This window comes from uncultured Turicimonas sp., from assembly GCF_902477955.1.
GTDB lineage: Bacteria > Pseudomonadota > Gammaproteobacteria > Burkholderiales > Burkholderiaceae_F > Turicimonas.
Genome location: NZ_CABSJB010000023.1, coordinates 23,096 through 45,971 on the forward strand (window position 1 = coordinate 23,096; position 22,876 = coordinate 45,971).

The 22,876-nt window shown below is 45.3% G+C and carries 14 protein-coding genes; 5 read left to right on the plus strand and 9 right to left on the minus strand.

The window, feature by feature from the left end; translation table 11 throughout:
* Positions 1-162: 162 nt before the first annotated feature.
* The 4 genes from dnaJ to RDK53_RS07860 form a co-directional block, all read right to left on the minus strand.
* Positions 163-1,314 carry a molecular chaperone DnaJ gene (gene dnaJ / locus RDK53_RS07845; RefSeq protein WP_308514062.1) on the minus strand — a complete coding sequence of 384 codons (1,152 nt, stop codon included), beginning with the start codon at positions 1,312-1,314 and terminating at the stop codon, positions 163-165.
* A 125-nt stretch (positions 1,315-1,439) separates the two neighbouring features.
* Positions 1,440-3,353, minus strand: coding sequence for a molecular chaperone DnaK (gene dnaK / locus RDK53_RS07850; protein ID WP_308514063.1), 1,914 nt, complete (start codon positions 3,351-3,353; stop codon positions 1,440-1,442).
* 76 nt (positions 3,354-3,429) lie between these two features.
* A complete protein-coding gene (gene grpE / locus RDK53_RS07855; protein ID WP_308514064.1) occupies positions 3,430-3,996 on the minus strand; it encodes a nucleotide exchange factor GrpE in 567 nt (188 codons plus the stop codon).
* Between the two features lie 462 nt (positions 3,997-4,458).
* Positions 4,459-6,810: a phosphoethanolamine--lipid A transferase gene (locus RDK53_RS07860; RefSeq protein ID WP_308514065.1), complete on the minus strand. Its 2,352-nt coding sequence runs from the start codon at positions 6,808-6,810 to the stop codon at positions 4,459-4,461.
* A 92-nt stretch (positions 6,811-6,902) separates the two neighbouring features.
* Here RDK53_RS07860 and RDK53_RS07865 point away from each other — a divergent pair, with 92 nt between their 5' ends.
* Both RDK53_RS07865 and RDK53_RS07870 read left to right on the plus strand, forming a co-directional pair.
* On the plus strand, positions 6,903-7,598 hold the full coding sequence (locus RDK53_RS07865; protein WP_308514066.1) for a response regulator transcription factor: 696 nt from the start codon (positions 6,903-6,905) through the stop codon (positions 7,596-7,598).
* Entirely contained in the window at positions 7,595-8,878 is a 1,284-nt protein-coding gene (locus RDK53_RS07870) for a HAMP domain-containing sensor histidine kinase (RefSeq protein ID WP_308514067.1), read from the plus strand. Before RDK53_RS07865 ends, RDK53_RS07870 begins: the two co-directional genes overlap by 4 nt.
* Positions 8,879-8,916: 38 nt before the next feature.
* Here the strand turns inward: RDK53_RS07870 and hemH are convergent, their stop codons facing one another.
* From hemH to glnE, 4 genes are all read right to left on the minus strand, one after another.
* The gene (gene hemH, locus RDK53_RS07875; protein WP_308514068.1) at positions 8,917-9,924 is read right to left on the minus strand and encodes a ferrochelatase; all 1,008 of its coding nucleotides are present in this window, start codon (positions 9,922-9,924) and stop codon (positions 8,917-8,919) included.
* 15 nt (positions 9,925-9,939) lie between these two features.
* On the minus strand, positions 9,940-10,506 hold the full coding sequence (locus RDK53_RS07880) for a VUT family protein (RefSeq protein WP_308514069.1): 567 nt from the start codon (positions 10,504-10,506) through the stop codon (positions 9,940-9,942).
* A gap of 40 nt (positions 10,507-10,546) precedes the next feature.
* Entirely contained in the window at positions 10,547-11,524 is a 978-nt protein-coding gene (locus RDK53_RS07885; protein ID WP_308514070.1) for an alpha/beta fold hydrolase, read from the minus strand.
* A gap of 431 nt (positions 11,525-11,955) precedes the next feature.
* Positions 11,956-14,802: a bifunctional [glutamate--ammonia ligase]-adenylyl-L-tyrosine phosphorylase/[glutamate--ammonia-ligase] adenylyltransferase gene (gene glnE / locus RDK53_RS07890; protein WP_308514071.1), complete on the minus strand. Its 2,847-nt coding sequence runs from the start codon at positions 14,800-14,802 to the stop codon at positions 11,956-11,958.
* A 105-nt stretch (positions 14,803-14,907) separates the two neighbouring features.
* On the opposite strand from glnE, the gene RDK53_RS07895 reads away from it, so the two are divergent.
* The 3 genes from RDK53_RS07895 to tldD are packed head-to-tail and all read left to right on the plus strand — an operon-like array spanning position 14,908 to position 21,169.
* Positions 14,908-18,894, plus strand: coding sequence for a YhdP family protein (locus RDK53_RS07895; RefSeq protein ID WP_308514072.1), 3,987 nt, complete (start codon positions 14,908-14,910; stop codon positions 18,892-18,894).
* An 18-nt stretch (positions 18,895-18,912) separates the two neighbouring features.
* The gene (locus RDK53_RS07900) at positions 18,913-19,734 is read left to right on the plus strand and encodes a carbon-nitrogen hydrolase family protein (RefSeq protein ID WP_308514073.1); all 822 of its coding nucleotides are present in this window, start codon (positions 18,913-18,915) and stop codon (positions 19,732-19,734) included.
* On the plus strand, positions 19,727-21,169 hold the full coding sequence (tldD, locus tag RDK53_RS07905) for a metalloprotease TldD (RefSeq protein WP_308514074.1): 1,443 nt from the start codon (positions 19,727-19,729) through the stop codon (positions 21,167-21,169). Before RDK53_RS07900 ends, tldD begins: the two co-directional genes overlap by 8 nt.
* A 53-nt stretch (positions 21,170-21,222) precedes the next feature.
* Here the strand turns inward: tldD and RDK53_RS07910 are convergent, their stop codons facing one another.
* A complete protein-coding gene (locus RDK53_RS07910) occupies positions 21,223-22,656 on the minus strand; it encodes an MATE family efflux transporter (RefSeq protein WP_308514075.1) in 1,434 nt (477 codons plus the stop codon).
* Positions 22,657-22,876 lie beyond the last annotated feature (220 nt).

Below are 22,876 nucleotides of genomic sequence, written 5' to 3' on the forward strand. Positions count from 1 at the left end.
GGCTACTACGTTGACTTCTTGATCTTTCGGATATCGGCAATTTTGGGAAGACCAAAGCGCTAAAGTGTTTCGGGCAGTTAATTAACAAGCATCTTCGGACAAAAATAAAGCCTCCAAAGTCATTTTCCAATGGAGGCTGAGAGAATTAAACGACAAGCGAACTTACTTAAACAAGTCGCCTAGTTTGTCGAAAAATCCTTTTTTCTCAGGTGCGTGATGGCTTCTCTTACTTTTATGGAGAGTTGCCTCAAAGTTCTTCAAAATTTCTTTTTGTTCATCAGTCAAGTTAACCGGTGTTTCAACGGCTGTATGAACATAAAGGTCACCGAAATTGCTGGTACGCAAGCTCTTAATACCCTTTCCTCTCAGACGGAAAATCTTACCGGACTGAGTTCCTTCAGGAATCTTCAAGGTTAGCTTACCGTTCAATGTCGGAACTTCAAGTTCGCCGCCAAGAGCGGCCTGAGCAAAGCTCAACGGCATTTCAAGGTGCAAGTCGGCACCGTCTCTATCAAATATGTCGTGCTGTTTAACAGAAACTACAACATACAAGTCTCCGTTGGAGCCGCCGTTTTCACCGGGATACCCGCGGCCTGCAAGACGAATCTTCTGGCCGTCGTCAATACCTGCAGGAATTTGAACCTGAATCTTCTTCCTTTCTTCCTTCCAACCTGTCCCATGGCATTTCGGACACGGTTTATCGATGACAGTGCCTTTTCCATGACAGGTAGGACAAGTCTGTTCGACTTGGAAGAAACCTGCGCCTACTCTTACGCTGCCTGCGCCATGACAAGTCGGACATTGTTTAGGTTTAGTGCCCTTCTTAGCGCCGGTGCCATCGCATTCTTCACATTTTGTCAAGGTAGGAACGAGAATTTCCGTTTCATAACCTTCGGCTGCTTGTTCCAGTGTGATTTCGATTTCATACTGTAAATCTTCACCGCGGCGCATATTTCGGTTTCCGCCGCGAGATCTTGCCTGACCACCGAAGAAGTCGGCAAAGATATCGTTAATGTTGTCAAAGCCCGCAGAAGAGAAGCCTCCGAATCCGCCTTCAAATCCGCCGAAGCCGCCTTGACCGCCTCCGAATGCGGAATGACCGTAGCGATCATATGCAGCACGTTTCTGAGGATCGCTCAAAACCTCGTAAGCTTCACCGACCTGTTTGAATTTTTCTTCAGCTGCTTTATCTCCGTGATTGCGATCCGGATGGTATTTCATCGCCAGACGGCGATAATTCTTTTTGATTTCTTCTTGGGTAGCGGTTCTTTCTACACCCAGAACTTCGTAATAATCGAGTTCAGCTTCTGCCATTGAATAATCTCTTTATACAAGCGAAATTTGAATAGTTTAGTGTAGTCAATAGGGCCGCTCCCTTGCAGGAGCGACCCTAATTTTTATTATCTAAATGATAACGCTATCGTGATCAACTTTTCTGATTAGACTTCTTTGAAATCAGCGTCAACTACGTCGTCATCTTTCTTCTGCTGCTGTGCACCGCCTTGTTGCTGCTGTGCACCAGGCTGAGCCTGCTGAGCGTTCAGTTTTTCACCGATCTTCTGAGCGGCAGTGTTTAAAGCTTCAGTACGTTTAACGATAAGGTCTTTGTCTTCACCTCTTGCGGCTTCTTCAAGTTCCTTGATAGCAGCTTCGCAAGCAGCTCTGTCAGAAGCTTCAACCTTTTCGCCAAGGTCAGCAAGAGTCTTCTGAACCTGGTGAATTGCAGCATCAGCATTGTTACGTGCAGTTGCCAATTCAACACGGCGGCGGTCTTCAGCCTTATTAGCTTCAGCGTCGGCAACCATTCTTTCAACATCTTCTTCAGTCAAGCCGGAACTTGCCTTAATAGTGATCTTGTTTTCCTTGCCGGTAGCTTTATCCTTAGCGGAAACGTGAAGAATACCGTTTGCGTCGATATCAAAGGTAACTTCAATCTGAGGCAAACCACGCGGAGCCGGAGCAATACCTTCGAGGTTGAATTCACCAAGAAGCTTGTTATCTGCAGCCATTTCACGTTCGCCCTGGTAAACCTTAATAGTAACGGCAGGCTGGTTGTCTTCAGCTGTAGAGAATGTCTGGCTGTGCTTTGTAGGAATTGTTGTGTTGCGCTTGATCATCGGAGTCATAACACCACCAAGTGTTTCGATACCGAGAGTAAGCGGTGTCACGTCTAACAACAATACGTCATTGCGGTCGCCGGAAAGAACAGCACCCTGAATTGCAGCACCGATAGCAACGGCTTCATCCGGGTTAACGTCCTTACGAGGATCTTTTTCGAAGAACTTCTTAACGGCTTCCTGAACAGCAGGCATACGTGTCTGACCACCAACCAAAATAACGTCGGAAATGTCTTGGACTGTTGCACCGGCATCCTTAAGAGCCTTCTTGCAAGGTTCAATAGTTCTTTGGATCAAATCTTCGACCAAGCTTTCGAGCTTAGAACGTGTAAGTTTGATGTTCAAATGTTTCGGACCTGTTGCATCAGCTGTGATGTAAGGAAGGTTGATTTCAGTTTCCTGACGGCTGGACAATTCAATCTTGGCCTTTTCAGCAGCGTCTTTCAAACGTTGGAGAGCCAAAATATCCTTGCTCAAGTCAATGCCTGTATCTTTCTTGAATTCGCCGATTACATAATCAACGATTCTCTGGTCAAAGTCTTCACCGCCGAGGAATGTATCGCCGTTGGTAGACAAAACTTCGAATTGTTTTTCACCGTCAACATCGGCCAAGTCAATAATGGAGATATCGAATGTACCGCCGCCGAGGTCATATACAGCGATCTTGCGGTCACCCTTGCCGCCTTTATCCATACCGAAAGCCAAAGCAGCAGCTGTCGGTTCGTTAATGATACGGCGAACATCCAAACCAGCGATCTTACCGGCGTCTTTTGTAGCTTGACGCTGGGAGTCATTGAAGTAAGCAGGAACTGTAATAACGGCTTCCGTAACCTTTTCACCAAGATAATCTTCGGCAGTTTGTTTCATCTTGCGAAGAATTTCAGCAGAAACCTGCTGCGGAGCAAGATCCTTGTCGCCAAGAACCTGAACCCAAGCGTCACCGTTAGGAGCCTTGATAATCTTATAAGGCATCAAGCTGATATCTTTTTGAACTTCTTTGTCGTCGTAGCGGCGGCCGATCAAACGTTTAATAGCAAACAATGTGTTTGCCGGATTTGTAACAGCTTGGCGTTTAGCAGGAGCGCCGACTAAAACTTCACCGTTTTCCAAATAAGCAACGATGGAAGGTGTTGTACGAGCGCCTTCGCTATTTTCGATAACACGGACCTTTTCACCTTCAACGACAGCAACAGCCGAGTTGGTTGTGCCAAGGTCAATACCAATAATTTTTGCCATTCTATTTTCCTCACATTGGGGCTTTCAACCCCGTTCTATTTTCAATATTGAGACGATTCTTAAAAAAACAAGTCCTTTATTGAGCGACCGCCACCATTGCGGGTCTTAGTACCCTATCGGCAATTTTCCAGCCTCTTTGGAACACCTGGGCAACGCAGCCCGGTTGGACTGCAGGATCTTTCACCATTGTTATTGCCTGCATGGTATTGGGATCAAATTTGAGACCAACCGGATTCTCTTCTTTCATCCCGTTATTTTCCAAGGCACTTTTCAGTTGCCGATAAGTCATTTCCAGACCTTCTTTCAAAGGTCCTTGTTCGTTAGCACAGGCTTCCAAGGCTTTTTCCATGCTGTCGACAACCGGGAGCATAGCTTCTGCAAATTTTTCAATACTAAATTTGCGGGCTTTAGCTACGTCTTCTGCGGCGCGGCGGCGGACGTTATCTGCCTCAGCAACGGCACGAACATATAAATCGTAATTCTCAGCTGCTTTGGCCTCAGCAGCTGCCAACTCTTTAGCGGGATCGAGTTCGGGGAGTTCCGGCACTTCGGGTGCTTGGTCCTGCACTGCTTGTTCAGCGGCGCCTGGAGCTTCCTTTCCTTCCATGGTCTGTTTATTTTGATCGAATCTATTTTCTTGCATTCACCACTCCGTAAATTAAGGAGGCAAGACGAAAAATAAAGTATCTCGTCTCTATAAGGTTGCATATGGTGACAACGCCATATTTTTCAACCTTGCATGAATACACTTTAAACCACTTAGATGGAAACCCTTAAACGACCCACCCGAATTAAGCCATCCTTTGCTTTCGAGGATCTGCGTTTTGAAAACATTTGTTTCCAAAGTATAAAAACGCTTAAGAATCAATAAGTAAAGCTACCATTTGGCTCTCTTTCCGAGAAGCATGGAAAAGACGGGCAAGCCTGCGAGAAGATATCAATTCACAGATTTTTACTGTGTTTTGCTGAAGAAAAATTCTTTTTGCTCTGAGCAGTCCGTCGGTGAGGTCCTTCAAAATATTCATCAGAAACCTATTTGTGCCAGCCCAGATTTGCCATGGCAGCACAGCCGGGGAAAGTTGAATTTGAAGGTGTTAAACCTCTCCTAATTTTCTTTCCTACACTGACTCGTAAAATCCAGAGACTTGTCGTAAGTTGTTGACTTCACATCCAACAGGCCCAACAAAGAAGAGTAAAGGTTATCGTGGCTTGCTTCTTTGTCCAAGACCTTTCTAAAACAGGCTGTATCGAGTTTAAGTCTCTCTTCCAAGCTATTCGAAAGCCAAAGAATCATTGGAACTTCTTTTTGAACGCTCGGTGCCATAAATTCAGGAGCACCATGCAGATAGAGATTGTTCTCTCCCAGGCTTTCTCCATGGTCGCTCACATAGAGAAGGCCGGTGTCCATTCCTTTCATTCCTTTAAGCCAATCAATTACGCCGGCCAAGAAGTGGTCTGTGTATAAAACCGAATTGTCATACGCATTAATAATGGACTGACGAGAACACTTTTGAAGCTGCTCATCCTCACAGACCGGCGTGTACTTTTCGAAAGTCTTGGGGTAGCGTTTGGAATAAGCAGGTCCGTGATTTCCCAACTGATGCATAAAGATAACGGTATCCTCGCCCGACTTTAATATTTTGCTGACGTCTAATCCGGCAAGGAGGGCTTCATCAAAGCATCTTCCGCCTCTGCAAAGTGAAGCTACTGATTTCTTGTCAATAGACAGTTCCGTGACTCCGTCACTGACGCCTTTGCTCCCTGATTGGTTATCTACCCAATAGATGTTCATTCCGGCTCTTTTGAGCACAGGAAGAAGACTTTCCTCCCGCAAAATCCTATCTCTGTCGTAATTTCGTCTTCCAACGCGGCTGAACATACACGGTAAAGAGACATCCGTACTGGTTCCGCAAGATATCGTCTTCTTAAAGGCATAAACATTTCTAGCCTTCAGTTCAGGTGTGGTTTGTCTCTCATATCCGGCCAAGCCCCAATTAGCCAACCGAACAGTTTCTCCTACAACAACTACAAAAAGCATGCCTTTTTTGCCATTATGAGTTTTGCCTAACGAAGGCTGAGGGTCAATAACTTCTCTTTCACGGGGCGCTGAAGGTGAAGACTCTTTAACCAGGGCTTTGTAGGTAGAACTAAGCACGTTGGCAGGAGCTATGAGGTTACGGGTGACAGGTTCCGTACGAATAAGAGAGGATATTCCTTGAAAATTAGCATAGAGCATCATCAGTCCGACGATGAGAGCTAATGATATCTGTCCAAGCCAATTTAACCACGACTGACGCTTAACCTTGATAAACAAGAAAGCAAACAATCCGGGCAAAGTCAGAAAGATAATTTCTGCTACAGAAGAGAAAGAAATAAGTTCCGAAGCTTCTGCCGTATCGGTGGCAAAGGCATTATTCATCATCTCCGTATTGATGATGGTTCCAAATTCATAATTAAAGTAGAGAGCTCCGGAAGCGAGCAGAGAGAACAGAAGTATCCCAGCCTTCATGATCCATCGGAAATATAAAATTCTTACTCCGATAAACATAATGCACAGAAGAACAACAGCCAATGCAAAGATTAGCGTCAGATCTTGAAAGGAAAAATGCAAAGCTGAAAATACTTTAGAAAAAAACGGTAAGTTCAGAAAGAATGTCAAATAAACCGCAGCAGCTAACGCAAAAGTTCCGGCGCTTAAAACCACGATTGGCTTTTTAATAAAAACTCGAGGCTGGAAAAATAAAAAATATAAAAATGAGCATATCGACCAATCAAAAAACATGGTCGCTAAGGTATGAGAAATGAAGTGTGCTCCCTGAGCTTGTCTGCCTACGCCCAAGATCAAACCTAACGTAACTACTGCGCCTAAGATCAAACCGCACGCAAGGCTTCTTCCAGTGGCCCCAACCGGAGACTTCGAGAATTTCAAACTGAGGAAAGCGAAAAATAGAGCAAACAATGCAAATCCGCTCGAAGCGTGTCCGGCCGGAAAACATCTGCCTGCCCCTTCGGGGTTTCCTCCGAATATTTCCAAGGACCACGGGCATGGGGAAGAAGACAATGCCTTTGCTCCTACCACTGATAAGGCGCAAGTCACAATGGCAACGATGACATAGGAAAACTGCTTGCGGTAAGGCTTCAGACTTTTTCCAAGTGAGAGGTAGGAACACAAGAGCAAGACTAGTGAGCCGACGCCGGCGATTACCGGAAAGATTTTGCCCCCTTTATGCAAAATGGTACGGAACAACAAAACATTGGATTCTCCGTACCACTTCCCGGCGCCCTCGTAAAAAGGAAATGCAAAAAATTGGTCGATCGGACCAAACCTAAATAATGCGATAAAAATATAAATCCACGCCGGAACCAACAGCATCCAAACAATAGGATTACTCTCAGATGCTGCAGGTGTTTCAGAGATCCTTTGAGGATCTTTCACAAGCCTTGGTAAACTTTTCACGGATTATTCACTTTTGAAACTATCGTCATCTCTAGTATGAACCGAGCCTCTGTTATGCTAAGTCATAGAAACGTGAAATAAGAGTGAAATCTATGCCCAGAATACTCATTGTGGAAGACAACGAAGACGTCAGAAGGAACATTGTCGAGTTTCTTGAACTTAAGAAATTTAAGACCGACAACACTGATGATGGCCTTAAGGCATTAGGTCTCACGTTGGTAAACTCTTATGATCTCATCCTCCTTGATGTCATGATTCCCGGTCTTGATGGCATTAGCGTATGTGAACAGCTGAAAAAACGAATGGATTCGACTCCTATCATTTTTTTAAGTGCTAAAGACACGGTAGAAGACAGAATTAACGGACTGACCGTGGGCGCCGATGATTACATCGTTAAGCCCTTTTCTCTTTCAGAACTTCTTCTCAGAATCAATGCTGTGCTCAGGCGAACCAAGAAAGAACTTTCTCCATTCTTAACGATAGGCCCTTTGAAACTGAATGCAGAAACCAAACAGGTCTTCAGGGACGATAAAGAAATTCGCGTAAATCCAACAGGTTTTAAAATTCTTCAGTTTCTAATGTCTAAAAGTCCTAACATTGTCTCTAGAGAAGAACTCGAAAAAGAGATTTGGGGTTTCAACAGAGTCGCGAGCGATGCACTTCGTGCACAAATCCATCTGCTGCGGCAACTAGTGGACAAACCTTTTGAAAAACAGCTAATTCACACGCGCCAAGGGTTTGGCTGGTCAATCAAAGCTGAAGAAAAAGACGCCGGAGAAATTAAATGAGAAAAGAGTGGTCTTTAAAGAAGCTCATAGCTATCAGTATTAGCCTGACCATCATCTGCATTGCCTTGATTTACACGGGTCTAATCTACATGACGATTCACTCGGCCGAGAACCAACTCATGGGGTCGGCTATGAGCAGCACGCTCAACGGCATCATGACCTACGATATTTCTCAAGGCCAACATCCTCGTCTTGACCAGTTCTCCCGTCTTTATATTGAAGATGACCCGGTCCGCCCGATTCCAGAAGCTTTCAAAGATCTACCTTTAGGATATGTTGAGGTAGTAAAGGGCGAAGATCTTCATGTCTACACCATGCTTTACGACGGTAAGCGCGTCGTTCTTACCCGCAATCAAGAACTCTTTGAATCGTGGGAAATTAAAGTATTCATCGGAATTCTGGTATTTTTTGCAGCGCTAGTCTGCTTCAGTTTCTTCTTTGCTCACTGGCTTTCCAAGAGACTGCTGAAGCCTTTGGATCGTTTAACTCTAAAAGCAGCGGAAGCAGACAAGGCGCTTCAGAACGGGCAAATTTATTCAACAGATCTTTTCAAAGAAAAAAGTTGGTCTGACAATGAAATCGGGCGCCTGGCCAAGACGCTTAACGATTTGACCTCCAAGATCCGCAATCTTGCCGTCAAAGAGAAAATCTTTTCAGGCGAAGTTAGCCATGAAATCAGAACTCCTTTGACCGTCATCAATACAAGCTTAGAGTTGTTGGAAACGGACCCCGACACCTCTCCGTCTCAAAGAAAATTCGTCAACAGAGCCCTGAAGGCTTCCCAAAGAATTAAAGAGTTGACTGAGGTCTTTCTGAATCTCTCACGCGGTACCCGCAACGAAGATACGCATCAGGTGACGGTCAGCGAGTTTTTCCAAGATCATCAGCAAGAATTGCAGACAAAGTTTGCCGCTAAAGGACTGGACTTTAATGTGAAGATTCTTTCCAACTCAAAAGATACCTACAACGAAGTCTTAGTCGGTGCAACTTTTGACAATCTTCTCAACAACGCCTTGAAATTTACCGATAAAGGCGGAGTCACCATTTCCATTAATGCAGACTCCGTCATCATTCAAGATACAGGATGCGGCATCAAGGAAGAATACAGAGAAAAGATCTTTGACAGCGGATATCAAGCCAATCCGGATGACAAGTTAGGCGGATTCGGACTAGGCCTGGCAATTGCCAGGAGAGCCGCCGACTATTTAGGATGGACTATTAAGTTAAAAGAGTCGGGAGAAGAAGGAAGTACGTTTGTTATATCCTTCAATAAGAAATAGACTTTCATTGAAACTCGCCGTCCAGTAAGAAGCCGGAATTAGAACTGCTCTGCCCAGCCGTTTAAATGTTTACCGAGGAAATCGCTGAATAAATCGAGCCAATAATCTTGGGCGTTGAGGCACGGGATGTAATTAAATTCTTTGCCGCCCGCGTCCAAGAAGGCTTTTCTTGCTTCCCCTTCGATTTCCTCATGAGTTTCCAAACAGTCGGTAATAAAGCTCGGGCAAACGATATCAATACGTTCCGTTCCCTTCTTTGCAAGTTCTACCAACGTTGGTTCAGTGTAAGGCTGCAGCCATACATCTTTGCCGAATCGGGACTGATAAGTCCGAATCCACTGGTCGGGCCCTAAATTCAATCTATTTGCGATTAAGTCGGATTCGACGACTGTCTGATCTTGGTAAGGATCGCCTTTGTTCACATAGCTTTGGGGCATACCGTGAAAGCTGAGGATCAATTTGCCTTTTTCGCCGAGAGGAGAGTGTTTTTCCCAAAAATCTGAAATACTTTTAGCCAAAGCTTCAATGTAAGTATCTTCGTTGTGAAAGTCTCGAACCATACGAATTTCCGGCTGACTTCTCATGGTCTTAAGCACGTCACACAGCGCATCCATCACAGAACCGGTGGTAGTGGCTGAATATTGCGGATTCAGCGGAACCAACAGAATTTTTTGGAGGCCTTTCTCAAGATGAAGATTTCTAACCACATTAGCGATTGAGGGATCTCCGTATCTCATGGCATAAGTACAAAAGAGACCCGGGAATTTCTTACCGAGCCGCTGGCTCATTCCTCCAACGAGCTTTTCGGTTTCAACAACCAGAGGTGAGCCCTCCGGTGTCCATATAGTCTCATATCGTTTGGCTGATTGCGGCGATCTAATCGGAAGAATGATGAGATTGAGGATAATTTTCCACAAAATCGGATTGACCTCAATAACACGCGGATCGCCCAGAAACTCTTTTAGGAATTGTTTGACCGCCTTCGGAGTAGGTTCTTTGGGAGAGCCCAAGTTAACAAAAACTACAGCTGTACGGTCGTATGACATATTTTTCCTATTTATTTAGCTCGAAGCCTTTAATGACTCGGCGTGCTTACGGTGCATATACCCAATCAAAATAGCGACAATCAAGGACATCCAAAACTTTCCGAGAACCTGGCCGGCAATAAACTGAACGGAACCAAAAGCCAAAGAAAGGAAAATTGCGCTGTCCACAATAGAACCAATTAACCCGCTCACCATGACAGCCCAAGCAGGCCAACGCTTACGCATAGGCGTGTAAACGATCAGGTCCGCCAATTCCGAGAAGAAAAACGCCATCACGGAGGCAATCACAAGAGACGGCTCAGAAAAGAAAGCCGACAGTGCTGCGCCAATGAGAATTGCGTACAAAGACCACTTAACACCGAGCTTGGATTGGAGACCGTCTCTTAAAACCAAAGCAATACCTGCCATCAAGACACCACTCGGCGCCTCAATCCCAGGCCACACAGGAATTAAACAAGGACCGTCCGGCGTGCACACCGTCCCTACATTCATTACCACCCAGTTCATTGCCGGAATGGTCAAAATAAAAAGGACGAAGTAAAGCAGTCCTACCTGATAATTTTTATCTGCTCGCAATGGCATCAACGATCTCCTAACCGGAATCACAAACCGGGGAAGTTAATTAGTGAAAAGAGGTACAAAATTCCCAGGTGCGTTTCGGCAGATAGCCGAGGCTTCCCGGGAACGGTCCTAATGGATAGCCGCAATGGCCGCCATCTTGCGTATATTCTAAAGTGACTTGCTTGGAAACTTCGCTTTCCATTGGTAAAGATTTTTTTCCGACGATAGGATCATTGAGAGCATTCATCGCCAAGACAGGTACACGAATACCTTTAAGCACACGGCTTGAGGAACATTTTGTCCAGTAATCATCGGCATTTTTATAACCGAACATCGGTGCCGTAACGAAGTCATCAAAATCATGAAGATTCTTTATTGACTTAATTTTCTCCGGGTCCAAAGTTCCCGGGAAAGCCAATGCTTTCTTCAGGGCTTTGTCTTTCATGGTATTAATGAAATTCATGTCGTAGACTCGGCTGAATCCTTTGGAAATAACCTTGCTGCTTTCCATCAAATCCATCGGACAACAAACGGCAACTGCTGCATCGACATATTTTGTCGCTTCCTCCCCGAGTGTCCCAAGCCAAAACAGCAGATTGTTTGCCCCTAATGAAACTCCCATCGAATAGATTTTTGAGAAGGGGAACATGGAGCGGACTTTTTTAAATATCCAAGAAAGTTCCGGGACATCGGCTGCACAGTAAGCTCTTAGTTTTTTGTTATCGATTCCGCCGCATCCTCTGTAATGAATGACGAGGCCACGGATTCTATTTTCTGCACAAAAAGCCATCAATGCCTCTGCATAATGACTTTTGGAAGAGCCCTCCAAACCGTGGAAGTGAACCATAACAGGACTGTTCGGATTGAGCCTATCCGTTTCACTCCAATCCACCGCTATTACATCATCGTCAGGCGTCGCCCAGATTTCTCGGCGATATTGGACTTTAGGTCTAGGGAAGAACTCAGCAGGCACAATTGTCTGAAGATTTCCACCTGGCAACCATGCTGGAGAAACGTAACCTGAGTCACTAACTGGCATTTTTGAACTGTTTAACTTAAGAAGAACGTGAAATTTTACCGCTCGAGGACCGGATTCCTTCACCTTAGTTTGCAAAAACAGGTACAGCCTAAAGAGAAGAGGCTAAAAATCAATGTCTAGAGCTTCCTCCCTGGACCTAATTAAGGAAGATTTTCCAACCGGGCGAGCACCGCCGAAGATCTATACATTGCCGAATGTTTTTCTAACAACTCATAAATAGGTTCTCGTACTATTGAAATAGCATTGCAACTCCTTAATCACTTGTTTTTATTGTTTTATTTTAAAAAATAAACAATTTTCAATCCATTTTCACTATTAAAATTAACACTTTTCAATCCAAATCACCCCTCTAAAAATGACACTTTTCAATCCAAAAAAAAGAAAGTGCCGAAAGTTAACCAACGATCGGCACGCTTTTCAATTAAAGATTATTAAATGTCGGAAGGAAACACATAGTCCCAAGTTTCTTTGACTAAAGCAATCTCTTGAGCAAACTCTTCTCTCTCAACTCGTACAGGAATCGAGTCGGGTGCATTTAATCGGAACTCGTGTTGGAACTTTCTATATCTACGATAGGCATCGCCAATTTCCAAACCTCTACCTTCCGGGAGAAGTCCGGCTTCTTCCATCATGCTGAGAAGTTTGATGTTCCCGAAGTTATTCATCAGTTCCGGATGTTCACTTGCATGGGCTAAAACAAGGTACTGAACCATGAATTCAATATCTACCATCCCACCTTGATCATGTTTAACGTCAAACAGAGAGGTCGTATTCGGGTGCCCGTCCCGCATGCGTTGACGCATCTTCAACACTTCTTCGGCTGTTTCTTTCGGATCTCTTTGCTTGGCTAAAATTTCTTTTCTAAATTGTTCGAACTCTCGACCGATATCCACATCGCCGGCAGAAAAACGTCCGCGTGTTAACGCTTGATGCTCCCAGAGCCAAGCGCCGGTACCGTCCTCGTTTCGCTCATATTTTTCATAAGCATCCAAAGAGGAAACCAACATTCCGGATTCTCCGTTAGGCCGCAAGCGCATATCGATATCAAACAGCACCCCGGAACTAGTAGTAACCGTCAACCAATTCATCAGACGGCGAGCAAAGCGGATATAAATTTTTTCCGCGTCCGGATGATCATCGTCATAAAGGAAAATCAAATCCAAATCGCTGGCATAGCCGAGTTCTTTTCCGCCTAATTTCCCATAGGCCACAATTCCGAATTTCGGAATTTCCCGGAAAATTCCCGGAACCGTTTTCCAAGCTTCTTCGATGGCAATTTCTAAGGTTGAATCTGCAAGTGCCGAGAGATGATCTGCCAGTCTTTCGACAGAGAAACGTCCCTCTAAGTCTGCAATAAGCAGTCTGAACAAACGGGCGTGATGGCACTCGCGCAGAAGGTTCATGCGGGTCTCCTGATCATTCTCGTCAACCTGAGCCAGCCGATCTCTCGTGCGATCCATGTAGCCCGTTGTATCCACAGGCGTGTAGTCATCAACGTAGGTAATGCGTTCGTCCAAAAGCTCATCTAACAAAATAGGATGCCGAATCAGGTAATCAGTCGCCCATTTGCTGGTACCAAGCACCTTGCCTACCTTCAGCATGGCTTGCGGATATTGAGACAGCAAAGAAACGTAGGTTGAGCGGCCGGCAATAGCACCGAACAAATTAAAGAACCGTTCAATCAACTCCTCTTTTGAAATCTTATTTTTATTCGGAGCAATAAAATCATCAATGTTGCTGATGACCTTCTTAGCGAGCTTTATTAAACGTTCCTTTGCACTCGGGTTAATCATCCGGAAGGTGCGTAGCCTTGTCAGCCCGAGCAAGGCAGAAGCGACCTCATCCGGTTTAACGAAACCTTTCATCTGCAGCAGTTCAACCAATGCAGGGCGAGAAGCCTCATCTCCCCTTTCCCAGCCTATAGGCCAAGGATCGGCAGTTTCATCTGACTTTGTCTGGAAGATAGCATCAAAAGACTCGGCCACAAAGTTGTTTGCCTCTTTGAGCTGTTCTTCTAAAACTTCCGGAGCAAAACCCATCATTGCCGCTATTTTGGCTTTTTGTTCGGGATTGTCCGGTAGCAGCTGCGTCTGCTGGTCATCCACATATTGGATTGCATGTTCTAGGTTACGCAGAAAAACATAAGCCTGTTTCAACCGCTCTACTTTGGAAGGCTCCATCAGCCCCTCTGTTGCAATAACGTCTAAAGCTTTGAGGGTTGAACGTTCTCTGATCTTAGGATTTCTTCCGCCACGAATTACTTGGAAAGTCTGGACAATAAACTCGATTTCTCGAATACCGCCCCGGCCTAACTTAACATTCGTACCGTTCTTTAAACCGGTAAGCGCTTTCTGCTTGGTTGCTGCTCTGATTTTGGCGTGGAGGTCCGTTAAAGCGCTAATCGCACCGAAATCTAAATATTTTCTGTACACAAAAGGACGCACAATGTCCTTGAGAGTCTTCGCTTGGGTCTCAAATTGTTCTTGAGACGTAAAAACCGGAGCGCTGACAATACGGCCTTTCGACCAAGCAAAACGCTCCCAGTCTCGTCCTTGCGTCATAAGATATTCTTCCAACATTTCGGAAGAACCGACAATCGGGCCGGAATCTCCGTTAGGACGAAGCCGCATATCCACTCTGAACACGAAACCGTCGTAAGTAATATCGGAAATCGCCGGAATAATTTTCTTCGATAAACGCTCGTAAAACTCTCGGTTAGTTAAAATCTTTCTCTGCTTTGGAAAACGCTCGGTTGGCTTGCATTCACCGTCTTCATCGTAAAAAAAGATAAGGTCAATATCGCTGGAAACATTTAACTCTCGCCCTCCGAGTTTACCCATTCCCACAACCAGTAAATCTTGCGGCACACCAAGAGAAGAGTGAGGAACTCCGAAGCGTTCGGCAAGTTCAACGGCATGAACAGATACTGTCTTTTGAATAACAGCCTCAGCCAAATCCGACATGACCTGCACGACTTCGGCAAATTCAATACTTCCCGTGATGTCTCTTAGAATCAGGCCCATCATGATTCTTCTGCGAAGCTTTCTCATCACAGTGCCCAAGCTTTCTGCATCTTGAGCTTTATCAAGTTCTTCTCGAATTCTGTCTGCCGTCCATCTATCTTCCTGCAGCTGCTGCAGGAATCGGTTCCTTTCTTCTCCCTCCTCTCTAAACATAGCATTGAGAGAGTTTCTAAAGTAGGACGAGTATTCCCCAACATTACTTGCGGGGATATTCTTGGCGGGAACTGCGGGCTCCCAAAGAGCTGGTTGTGGCATTCTGGTATTCGCTAAATGAGACAAACTAACTTCTAATGGTACATTTTTTACTTAGAATTTGTTTAATTTCCAGAACGTTCCACAGGCAAGGAGCCCGAGCAAATCATGGGCAAAAATGAAAATTCTGATCCGGCATCACAGGATCTAACAAATTTAGAAAGAAAAGGATTTTTCAGAACCCTTTTGTCTTTCTTCGGTTGGACGATAGTAATTCTTTACTTCTTAGCCCTTGGAGCACTTCTTGCTTTTCGGCTTTATGCCATCCCTTATTTGGAAAAATCCAAACCTTTAATTGAAGAAAAAGTCACCGAACTTATAGGAATGCCTTTTTCTATCGGCAGCCTCAAAGGCGGCTGGGATTTCATTACACCGATCATCACTTTAGAGAATATCCAGCTGGGAGAAGTCTCTCCTCTCAAAATTAAGCAGGCTGTTTTAGTCCCTTCTTATCTTTCAATTGCCAAGCTGAGTCCGATTTTTAGAACGATTTCCATTACCGAACCGGAAATCTCAATTGAAAGGACCGGTAATCTGCAATTTAATATCCTGGGCAAAACTATCGAATTAGACGGAATTAAATCCTCCGGGGATTCCTCCTCTTTTGACTTAGATGAGCTAGATCCTCTTTTCCAGCAAGGAGCTATTTCCATCAACTCCGGAAACATCAATTACACGGATAAGACAAAAGAGCAAAGCCTAAAGATAGAGGACATCACATTTGTCATGGATAATTCGCTCCTGACTAAAAAGGCGGCTCTCAAATTCATTCCTCCCAAAGAGATTGCCTCTCCGGTAACACTTCAAGCGGAATTTGAGCTTCCTTCTCTGGTAAGCCCAGGCGTTGCAGACTGGAATGAACAGCTTTTCCTTTCTGTTTCTGAAGTCAACTTCGGAGAATTAGCTAAGTGGGCCCCCGACTTCAATATTTCCTACAAAGGAATAGGCAGCGGAGACCTTTGGCTCGCCTTAGACAAATGGAAGCCTTCTTCAGCTACCTTCATCGGTGCACTCTCCGACGTCAATCTCGTCTTTGACAAGAAACTTCCTCCTTTAACTTTGAACTTCTTCAAAGGCAAGCTCTCCGGAGAAATAAAAGACCATTACTACAAGGTTTCAACAGACCGTGTGGAATTCGAAATGGCTTCGGGACTAAAGGCTCCGTCGTTCACAGCTTCTCTAGCTCTAACAACTAATGCAGAGAATACAATCACCGGCGGACAGATTACAGCCGACAGATTGGACATCCAAGGCTTTGCTGCAGCGTTTCCATCTTTGCCGATCCCGGAGGAATTTAAGAAATTTATTATCGACAGAAAGCTCGCCGGGAAATTGAAAAACGTGGTTGTCGATTGGAGCGGTGATTCCGCAATGCCTTCCAAGTACAAAGCAAACGTTAACTTTGAGAATTTGTCCAGCTTGAGCTATGTTGCCCCGAAAGATAAAGAGTCTCTTTGGATTCCGGGCATTAAAAATCTTTCCGGTTCAATCCAAGCAGAAAACGGCACAGGCCAACTGACTCTGAACAGCACCAATACGGATATTGCGCTGCCCGGGCTGTTTGCCGTCGCCAGCTTCCACTTTGATGAGCTGGCTGCTAACGGCAGTTGGGACATCAATGACAAAATCAAATTCAAGATTGACAAGCTTGTTCTAGAAAATAAGGACTTAGCTTTCCAAGGGAGCGGGGATTACGACTCGACAAAAGGACAGTACGGTTTTCTTAATGCTAACGGTACGTTAAGCCGAGGAACGGTTGCCTCGGTTTGGCGTTATGTTCCTCTTATTGCCGGAAAAGAAACGGTTGAATGGCTGCGTTATGGTCTTCTCGGCGGAAGTATTACCAATGCCGTGTTAGAGTTCACGGGACCTCTCCATGAATTTCCATACAAAGATTCCACACTTCATAAATTCGCTGTCACCGGAAACTTCAAAGACGGCGTCATTGACTTTTACCCTATTAAATTTGATAAGCCCTCAGCCAAGAATGTGCCCGGAGCCATTTGGCCGACCGTTACAGGCGTAGGAGGAACGATATTCTTCCACGGCGACGGCTTGAGAGCGGATGTTACCGAAGGAACCTATCAAAAGGTTAAGTTAAATAAAGCCATCGTAGAGATTCCATCTTACGAAGCCGAAACCGTTCTTTTAACCGTTGATGCATCAGCAAACGGTCCTCTGCCCTCTTATCTTAACTATGTAAATACCTCACCGATCAAAGGGTACACGGCAGATATATTCGGAAAAGCCAAAGCAACGGGCGACGGTGCTTTAACGCTTGAACTTACCGTTCCTCTCAGCGGCCCCGGAGACGTTCTTGTCAACGGCTCATTCGGAGTCAACGGAGCGGCCATTAACTTTAATCAATACCAGATTCCCGATCTAACGGATGTGTCAGGCAAAGTTTTCTTCTCAGAAAAAGGAGCCAATGCTCAAGACCTCATTGCAAAGACGTGGGGAGAAACGGTTACCGTCGGTCTGAACACTAATGACAAAGGTGCCTTTGAAGTAAATGCTTCCGGCATCATTCCGGCGCAAGCATTAAAGCAAGTTATTCCTGTTGAGTCCTTAGCTGCGCTCTCAACAAAATATCTGAGCGGACTTGCTCCTTTTGCGCTGAAAGGAGAAATTACATCCAATAAGGTCAACATCCATGTTGACAGCTCTCTGGACGGTTTAGCCGTAAAACTGCCCGCGCCGTTCAACAAACCGGCCAATAAAAAAGAGCCGCTTGCTTTTGACCTAACTACTTCAAAGGACACCTCTAACATTGCCCTAACCCTAGGGACGCTTCTAGACACAAAGATTCTTTTGAAGAATGATGCTTTAGCAGCCGCCGTCATCTCAAACAGCAAAGCTCCAGCTCTGCCTAAAGAAGGTCTCACGATTGACTTTAGTGCGCCTGAGGTTTCCGTTGCGCAATGGTCCGAAGTTCTTTCGTCTTTATCCAAGCAAGATAAGAAAGACGAAAAGAAGGGAGGACAGGCTAATGTTGTCACCATTCCGACTCTTAACTCTATTCGCTTAAATGTCGGCAAACTTCTTATCGACAACTTTAATCAGGAGAATTTCCATTTGGTCGGCAATCAAACTGCTACCGGATGGCAAGCTCATCTTGAATCGAAGGAACTGTCCGGCGATTTAGATTGGCATAAAGCCCGTAACGGCAAAGAAGCTGAACTTCAAGCTTATCTCTCTAAGCTTTACATTCCTGCTTCTGCCGGCAACTTCGCAGAAGAAACCAAACCGGTTGAAGTGGCCGGGGGCTGGCCTGCCATTAACGCCGTCATCCAACAGTTTGCATATGGAAACAAAAACCTAGGAAAAGTTGAACTAAAAGCCAGAAACACTATCTCCCGTCAAGGACATTTGTGGCAAATTCAAAAGCTCAACGTCATCAATAACGATGCCACCTTGTACTCATCCGGAAGCTGGCTTAAAGGATTTGACGGTCAGAACACCACAACGCTGCTGTTAGATACCAAGATCAGCAATTTAGGACGACTTTTGGAGCGCTTGGGAGCAGGCAGAGTAATTCGCCGCGGAAACGGTTCGATCAAAGGCGAGCTTTCTTGGGAAGGCTCCCCAATCGGCTACAACGCGAACACCTTCGACGGCAAACTTAATATCGATTTAAAGAGAGGAGAAATCCTGAAGATCGAACCAGGGGCCGCTAAATTACTTACCCTGCTGTCGCTGCAATCCTTAACTCGCTATTTAAGACTGGATTTTAGAGATTTCTACTCTAAAGGCTTTAACTTCGACTCGATTATTGGTTCCACCAATATGAATAACGGCCTGATGCGTCTGAACGACTTAACCATGGTCGGAAGCGGTGCGACGGTTGTAATGAAAGGCGACATTAATGTCCGCAATGAAACAGAAAATCTGCATATTCTGGTTTTGCCGGACATCAATGCAACCGGAGCTTCCATTGCCTTAGCAATTGCAAATCCAATTGCCGGCATCGGCAGTTTCCTGGCTCAGTTGATTTTCAAAGATCCTTTGAGTAAGCTTTTCTCTTTTGAATATTCTGTGACCGGCACGTGGTCTGATCCGGTTGTTAAGAAATTGGAAAAACACGATCCATTCTAGTTGAGAGATTTTCTGAAGATGCTGAAAATTGCCACCTGCCAAATGACTTCCGGAATTGACTTAAGCAAGAATCTGGAAGAGGCTGAAAGTTTTATTCGAAAAGCGGCCATGGAAGGCTGCAACTTGGTCTGTCTACCGGAAACTTTTGCGTTGATGCCCAGAGGACGGCAAGACGTATTAGTTTTTGCAGAGAACTACGGCGAGGGACCTATCCAAGCCCGTATTTCCTCTTTAGCAAAGAATCTTGGAATCTGGATTATTGCCGGGTCAATTGCTTTGTTCTCCGACAAAAAAGATCACGTCACCAACACTTGTCTGGTTTATGACCCGTATGGCGCCGTCGCTTGCCGCTACGACAAGATCCACTTATTTGCCTACCACACGGAAGAAGAACGATACGATGAAGGCTCTCTTTACACACCGGGCCATGAAGCCAAAAGCTTTATTCTTCCTTTAGACAACGGGACCGACATCAAAATCGGTCTGGCTATTTGCTATGACTTGCGTTTCCCAGGCCTTTTCCGCCATTTAGGCAGCCCTGATCTCATCGTCATTCCTTCGGCCTTCACGGAAACTACGGGCCGAGCACACTGGGAGACTTTAGTCAGAGCCCGCGCCATCGAAAACCTCTGCTATGTCTGCGCACCGGCACAAGCCGGATCAAATCCGGACGGAAGAAGTTTCTGGGGTCACTCAATGGCAGTCGACTGCTGGGGTAAAATTTTAGGAGAGATGGGGCAAGACGATAACGGTGTTTTTATTACCGAGCTTGATCCGAGATTTATCGCACAAGTAAGAAACAACTTACCTGCATTAAATAACCGCGTCTTTTATGACTAACAAGAATACTGAAACTGCAATTTCTGTTTTACTTACTCCTCATGGAGTCACTATTGAAGATTTAGAGTCCGCTTTTGCCGAACTCTCAGGAAAACATATTGATTTCGCCGACTTCTATTTTCAACGAACCGTTTCCGAAGGTTATGTTTTAGAAGAAGGCATTATTAAAAACGGTTCATTTAATACAGACATGGGTGTCGGCGTTCGTGCCGTCAGCGGAGAAAAAAGCGCGCTCGCCTATTCCGATGAAATTTCTAAAGATGCATTAGTCGAAGCCGTCAGAACCGTTCGTGCTATCGGCAACTTTTCTGATGATAAGACCGTTGTTAAATTAGAAAGAAGGAGAATCCCTGACGCACTTTATCAACCGGTTAATCCGATCGAGCTTAAAGAAACTAAAGACAAGATTGAAATCATTAAAAAGCTCGACAAGCTTGCAAGAAAGCTGAGTCCTCACATCATTCAAGTGATGTGCAGTATTTCATCCGTTTATGAAGTGATTTTGATTGCGAAACGAGACGGAGCGCTTGCCGGCGACATTCGTCCGCTTGTCAGAGCTAATCTGAGCGTTGTCGTCCAGAAAGACGGCAAGACTGAGAGAGGCACTGCCGGAGGAGGCGGACGCTTCTCGCTTGATTACTTCACAGACGAAAAACTTTCCTCCTATGCAGAAGAAGCCGTTTCTTCCGCTCTTCGAAACCTGGAAGCCATTCCTGTTCCCGCAGGCGTGTTTCCCGTCGTTCTCGGCCCCGGTTGGCCGGGAGTCCTCCTCCACGAGGCCGTAGGCCACGGATTAGAGGGAGACTTCAACCGCAAAGGCACCAGTGTTTTTGCCGACAAGATTGGTCAAAGAGTTGCTGCTGAGGGCGTTACTATTGTCGACAACGGAACCGTTAAAGACAGAAGAGGTTCTTTAACAATTGACGATGAAGGTAATCCCACTCAATGCACCGTTTTGATTGAGGACGGCATTCTAAAAGGTTATATGCAAGACGAGCTCAATGCCTCGCTGATGGGTCAGCAAACGACAGGCAACTGCCGCCGTGAGAGCTTTGCAACTCTTCCTATTCCTCGCATGACCAACACCTACATGCTCAGCGGAGATAAAGAGCCTGAAGAAATTATTTCTTCCGTGGATTACGGCATTTATGCCAAAAATTTCGGAGGAGGCCAAGTTGATATCACCAGCGGAAAGTTTGCTTTTTCGATGAGTGAGGCATGGCTGATAGAAAAAGGCAAAATCACGCAGCCTGTGAAAGGAGCCACATTAATCGGCAACGGCCACGAGGCTCTTTTAAAGATCAAGCTTATCGGAAACGACTCTTGTCTTGACGGCGGCGTAGGCATATGCGGCAAAGACGGCCAAAGCGTCCCGGTCGGCGTCGGCATGCCAACCCTTCGAATCGACGGCCTCACGATCGGAGGCACGAGCTAACTTCGAACCAAGCCGCTTAATGCGGCTTGTCTTCTTCTATTGCTGTAAAAAATCTAATCTTCGATTGCCCGGCGCTTGGAAAAGTCAAACCTTGACAAGGCAATCAAGAAGAATGCTCCTCTAAAGCACAACTCAGTGGCCATAGCGACCCAAACGCCAACCAAACCAAACTCAGAGGCCAAGAAGTAGGCCAAGGGAATACGAATAAACCACATACTGCCTAAGTTTGCCAAACTTGGAAGCAATGTATAACCCGCACTGACAAAAATACTGCAGCAAACAATAGCGGCCGCGAACATCGGTTCGGCGAAAGCCTCTATTCGTAGAACAGTTGTTCCCAGATTGATAATCGATTCATCAGGTGTCATAAAACCGATCATCCACGGCGCGGTTATGTACATCAGGACACCCATCGCCGACATCATTACCATCACCATGAGAACATTGATTTTGGCGAATCTTCTTGCTATTGCCGGTCGTTTTGCACCGATGCTTTGGCCAACAATAGTTGAAGCAGCATCTGCGACACCAAAACCAGGCATATAGCACAGACTTTCAGCGGTGATAGCGAAAGAGTGAGCCGCTAAGGCAATAGGACCTAACGGCGCCACAATCATGGTAGTGACAATCTGGGCACCGCTCATGGCTATTCTTTCGAGGGCGATTGGAGAACCGATTCTGAATGTTCTCCTCATGCAAAAGATTTCAGGAATAAAAGAGCCTTTCCTCCCAATCAAAGAGAGTTTTTCGGACTTGACAAGCAAGAACCACAACATCAAGCCAGCACTTACCAATTCTGCCAAGATAGTTCCCAGCGCTGCTCCGGCAACTCCCAGATTTGCTCCGGGCACAGTTAGTTTGAAACCAAGAATGTTGTAATCCGATGTGGGGAAAATAAGAAGCAAGTTGAAGAAGGCATCCAAAAAGCACATTCCGATATTAATAATGCTCGGAAGTTTGACATTGCCGGTACTGCGCAACATGCTGGAGGCCATAAAGCCCAAAAGAGCGGCAGGTGTTCCAAGACAAAAAATCAGAAAATATACTCTCGCATCTTCGTAAAGCTCCTGGGGTCCTCCAAGCCAATTAGGCAAATATGGAGATACCATTAAACCAATAAGAGCAATAAGGATACTGACGAGAAAACCGACGAACAGACCTTGTCTCAGAACAGAGCGCGCCTCTTCATCTTGTTTTGCTCCGATACGCTGAGCAACCTGAACGGAAAAGCCTACTGTGACCGATGTAATTAAGCCCCATATTAGCCACAGAGAAGAAGAAACCAGGCCGATAGATGCGGCAGGATTTGCACCCAGATGACCAACCATTGCGGCATCAATGTATTGGACCATCACGAAAGAAATCTGCGCAAAAATAGCAGGTAAACTTAACCGCCAAACCAGATCAATCTGGTTCCAAATCGTTAATTCCGCACCATCTCTTATTAAAGAAAACAGATACTCGGTCTTTTTGCTTTTAGCGCCCATAAAGGCATTGTAGGAACTTTAATTTTTTATTAAAAGCCTTGTCTTGTTAAAGCACATTTCATCATGCCCAGTTTACCTTCTCTGTGCATTCTGACTCCAGCTTCTAGACAGGGGAGAGGAAAATCAAAGCGGTCTCGCTATCTCCACTACAACGTCTATTTCAAACCGTTTTTGAGAAGTTGAAAAAACTTGATCATCGCGAGAATCACAAGCTTTTCTT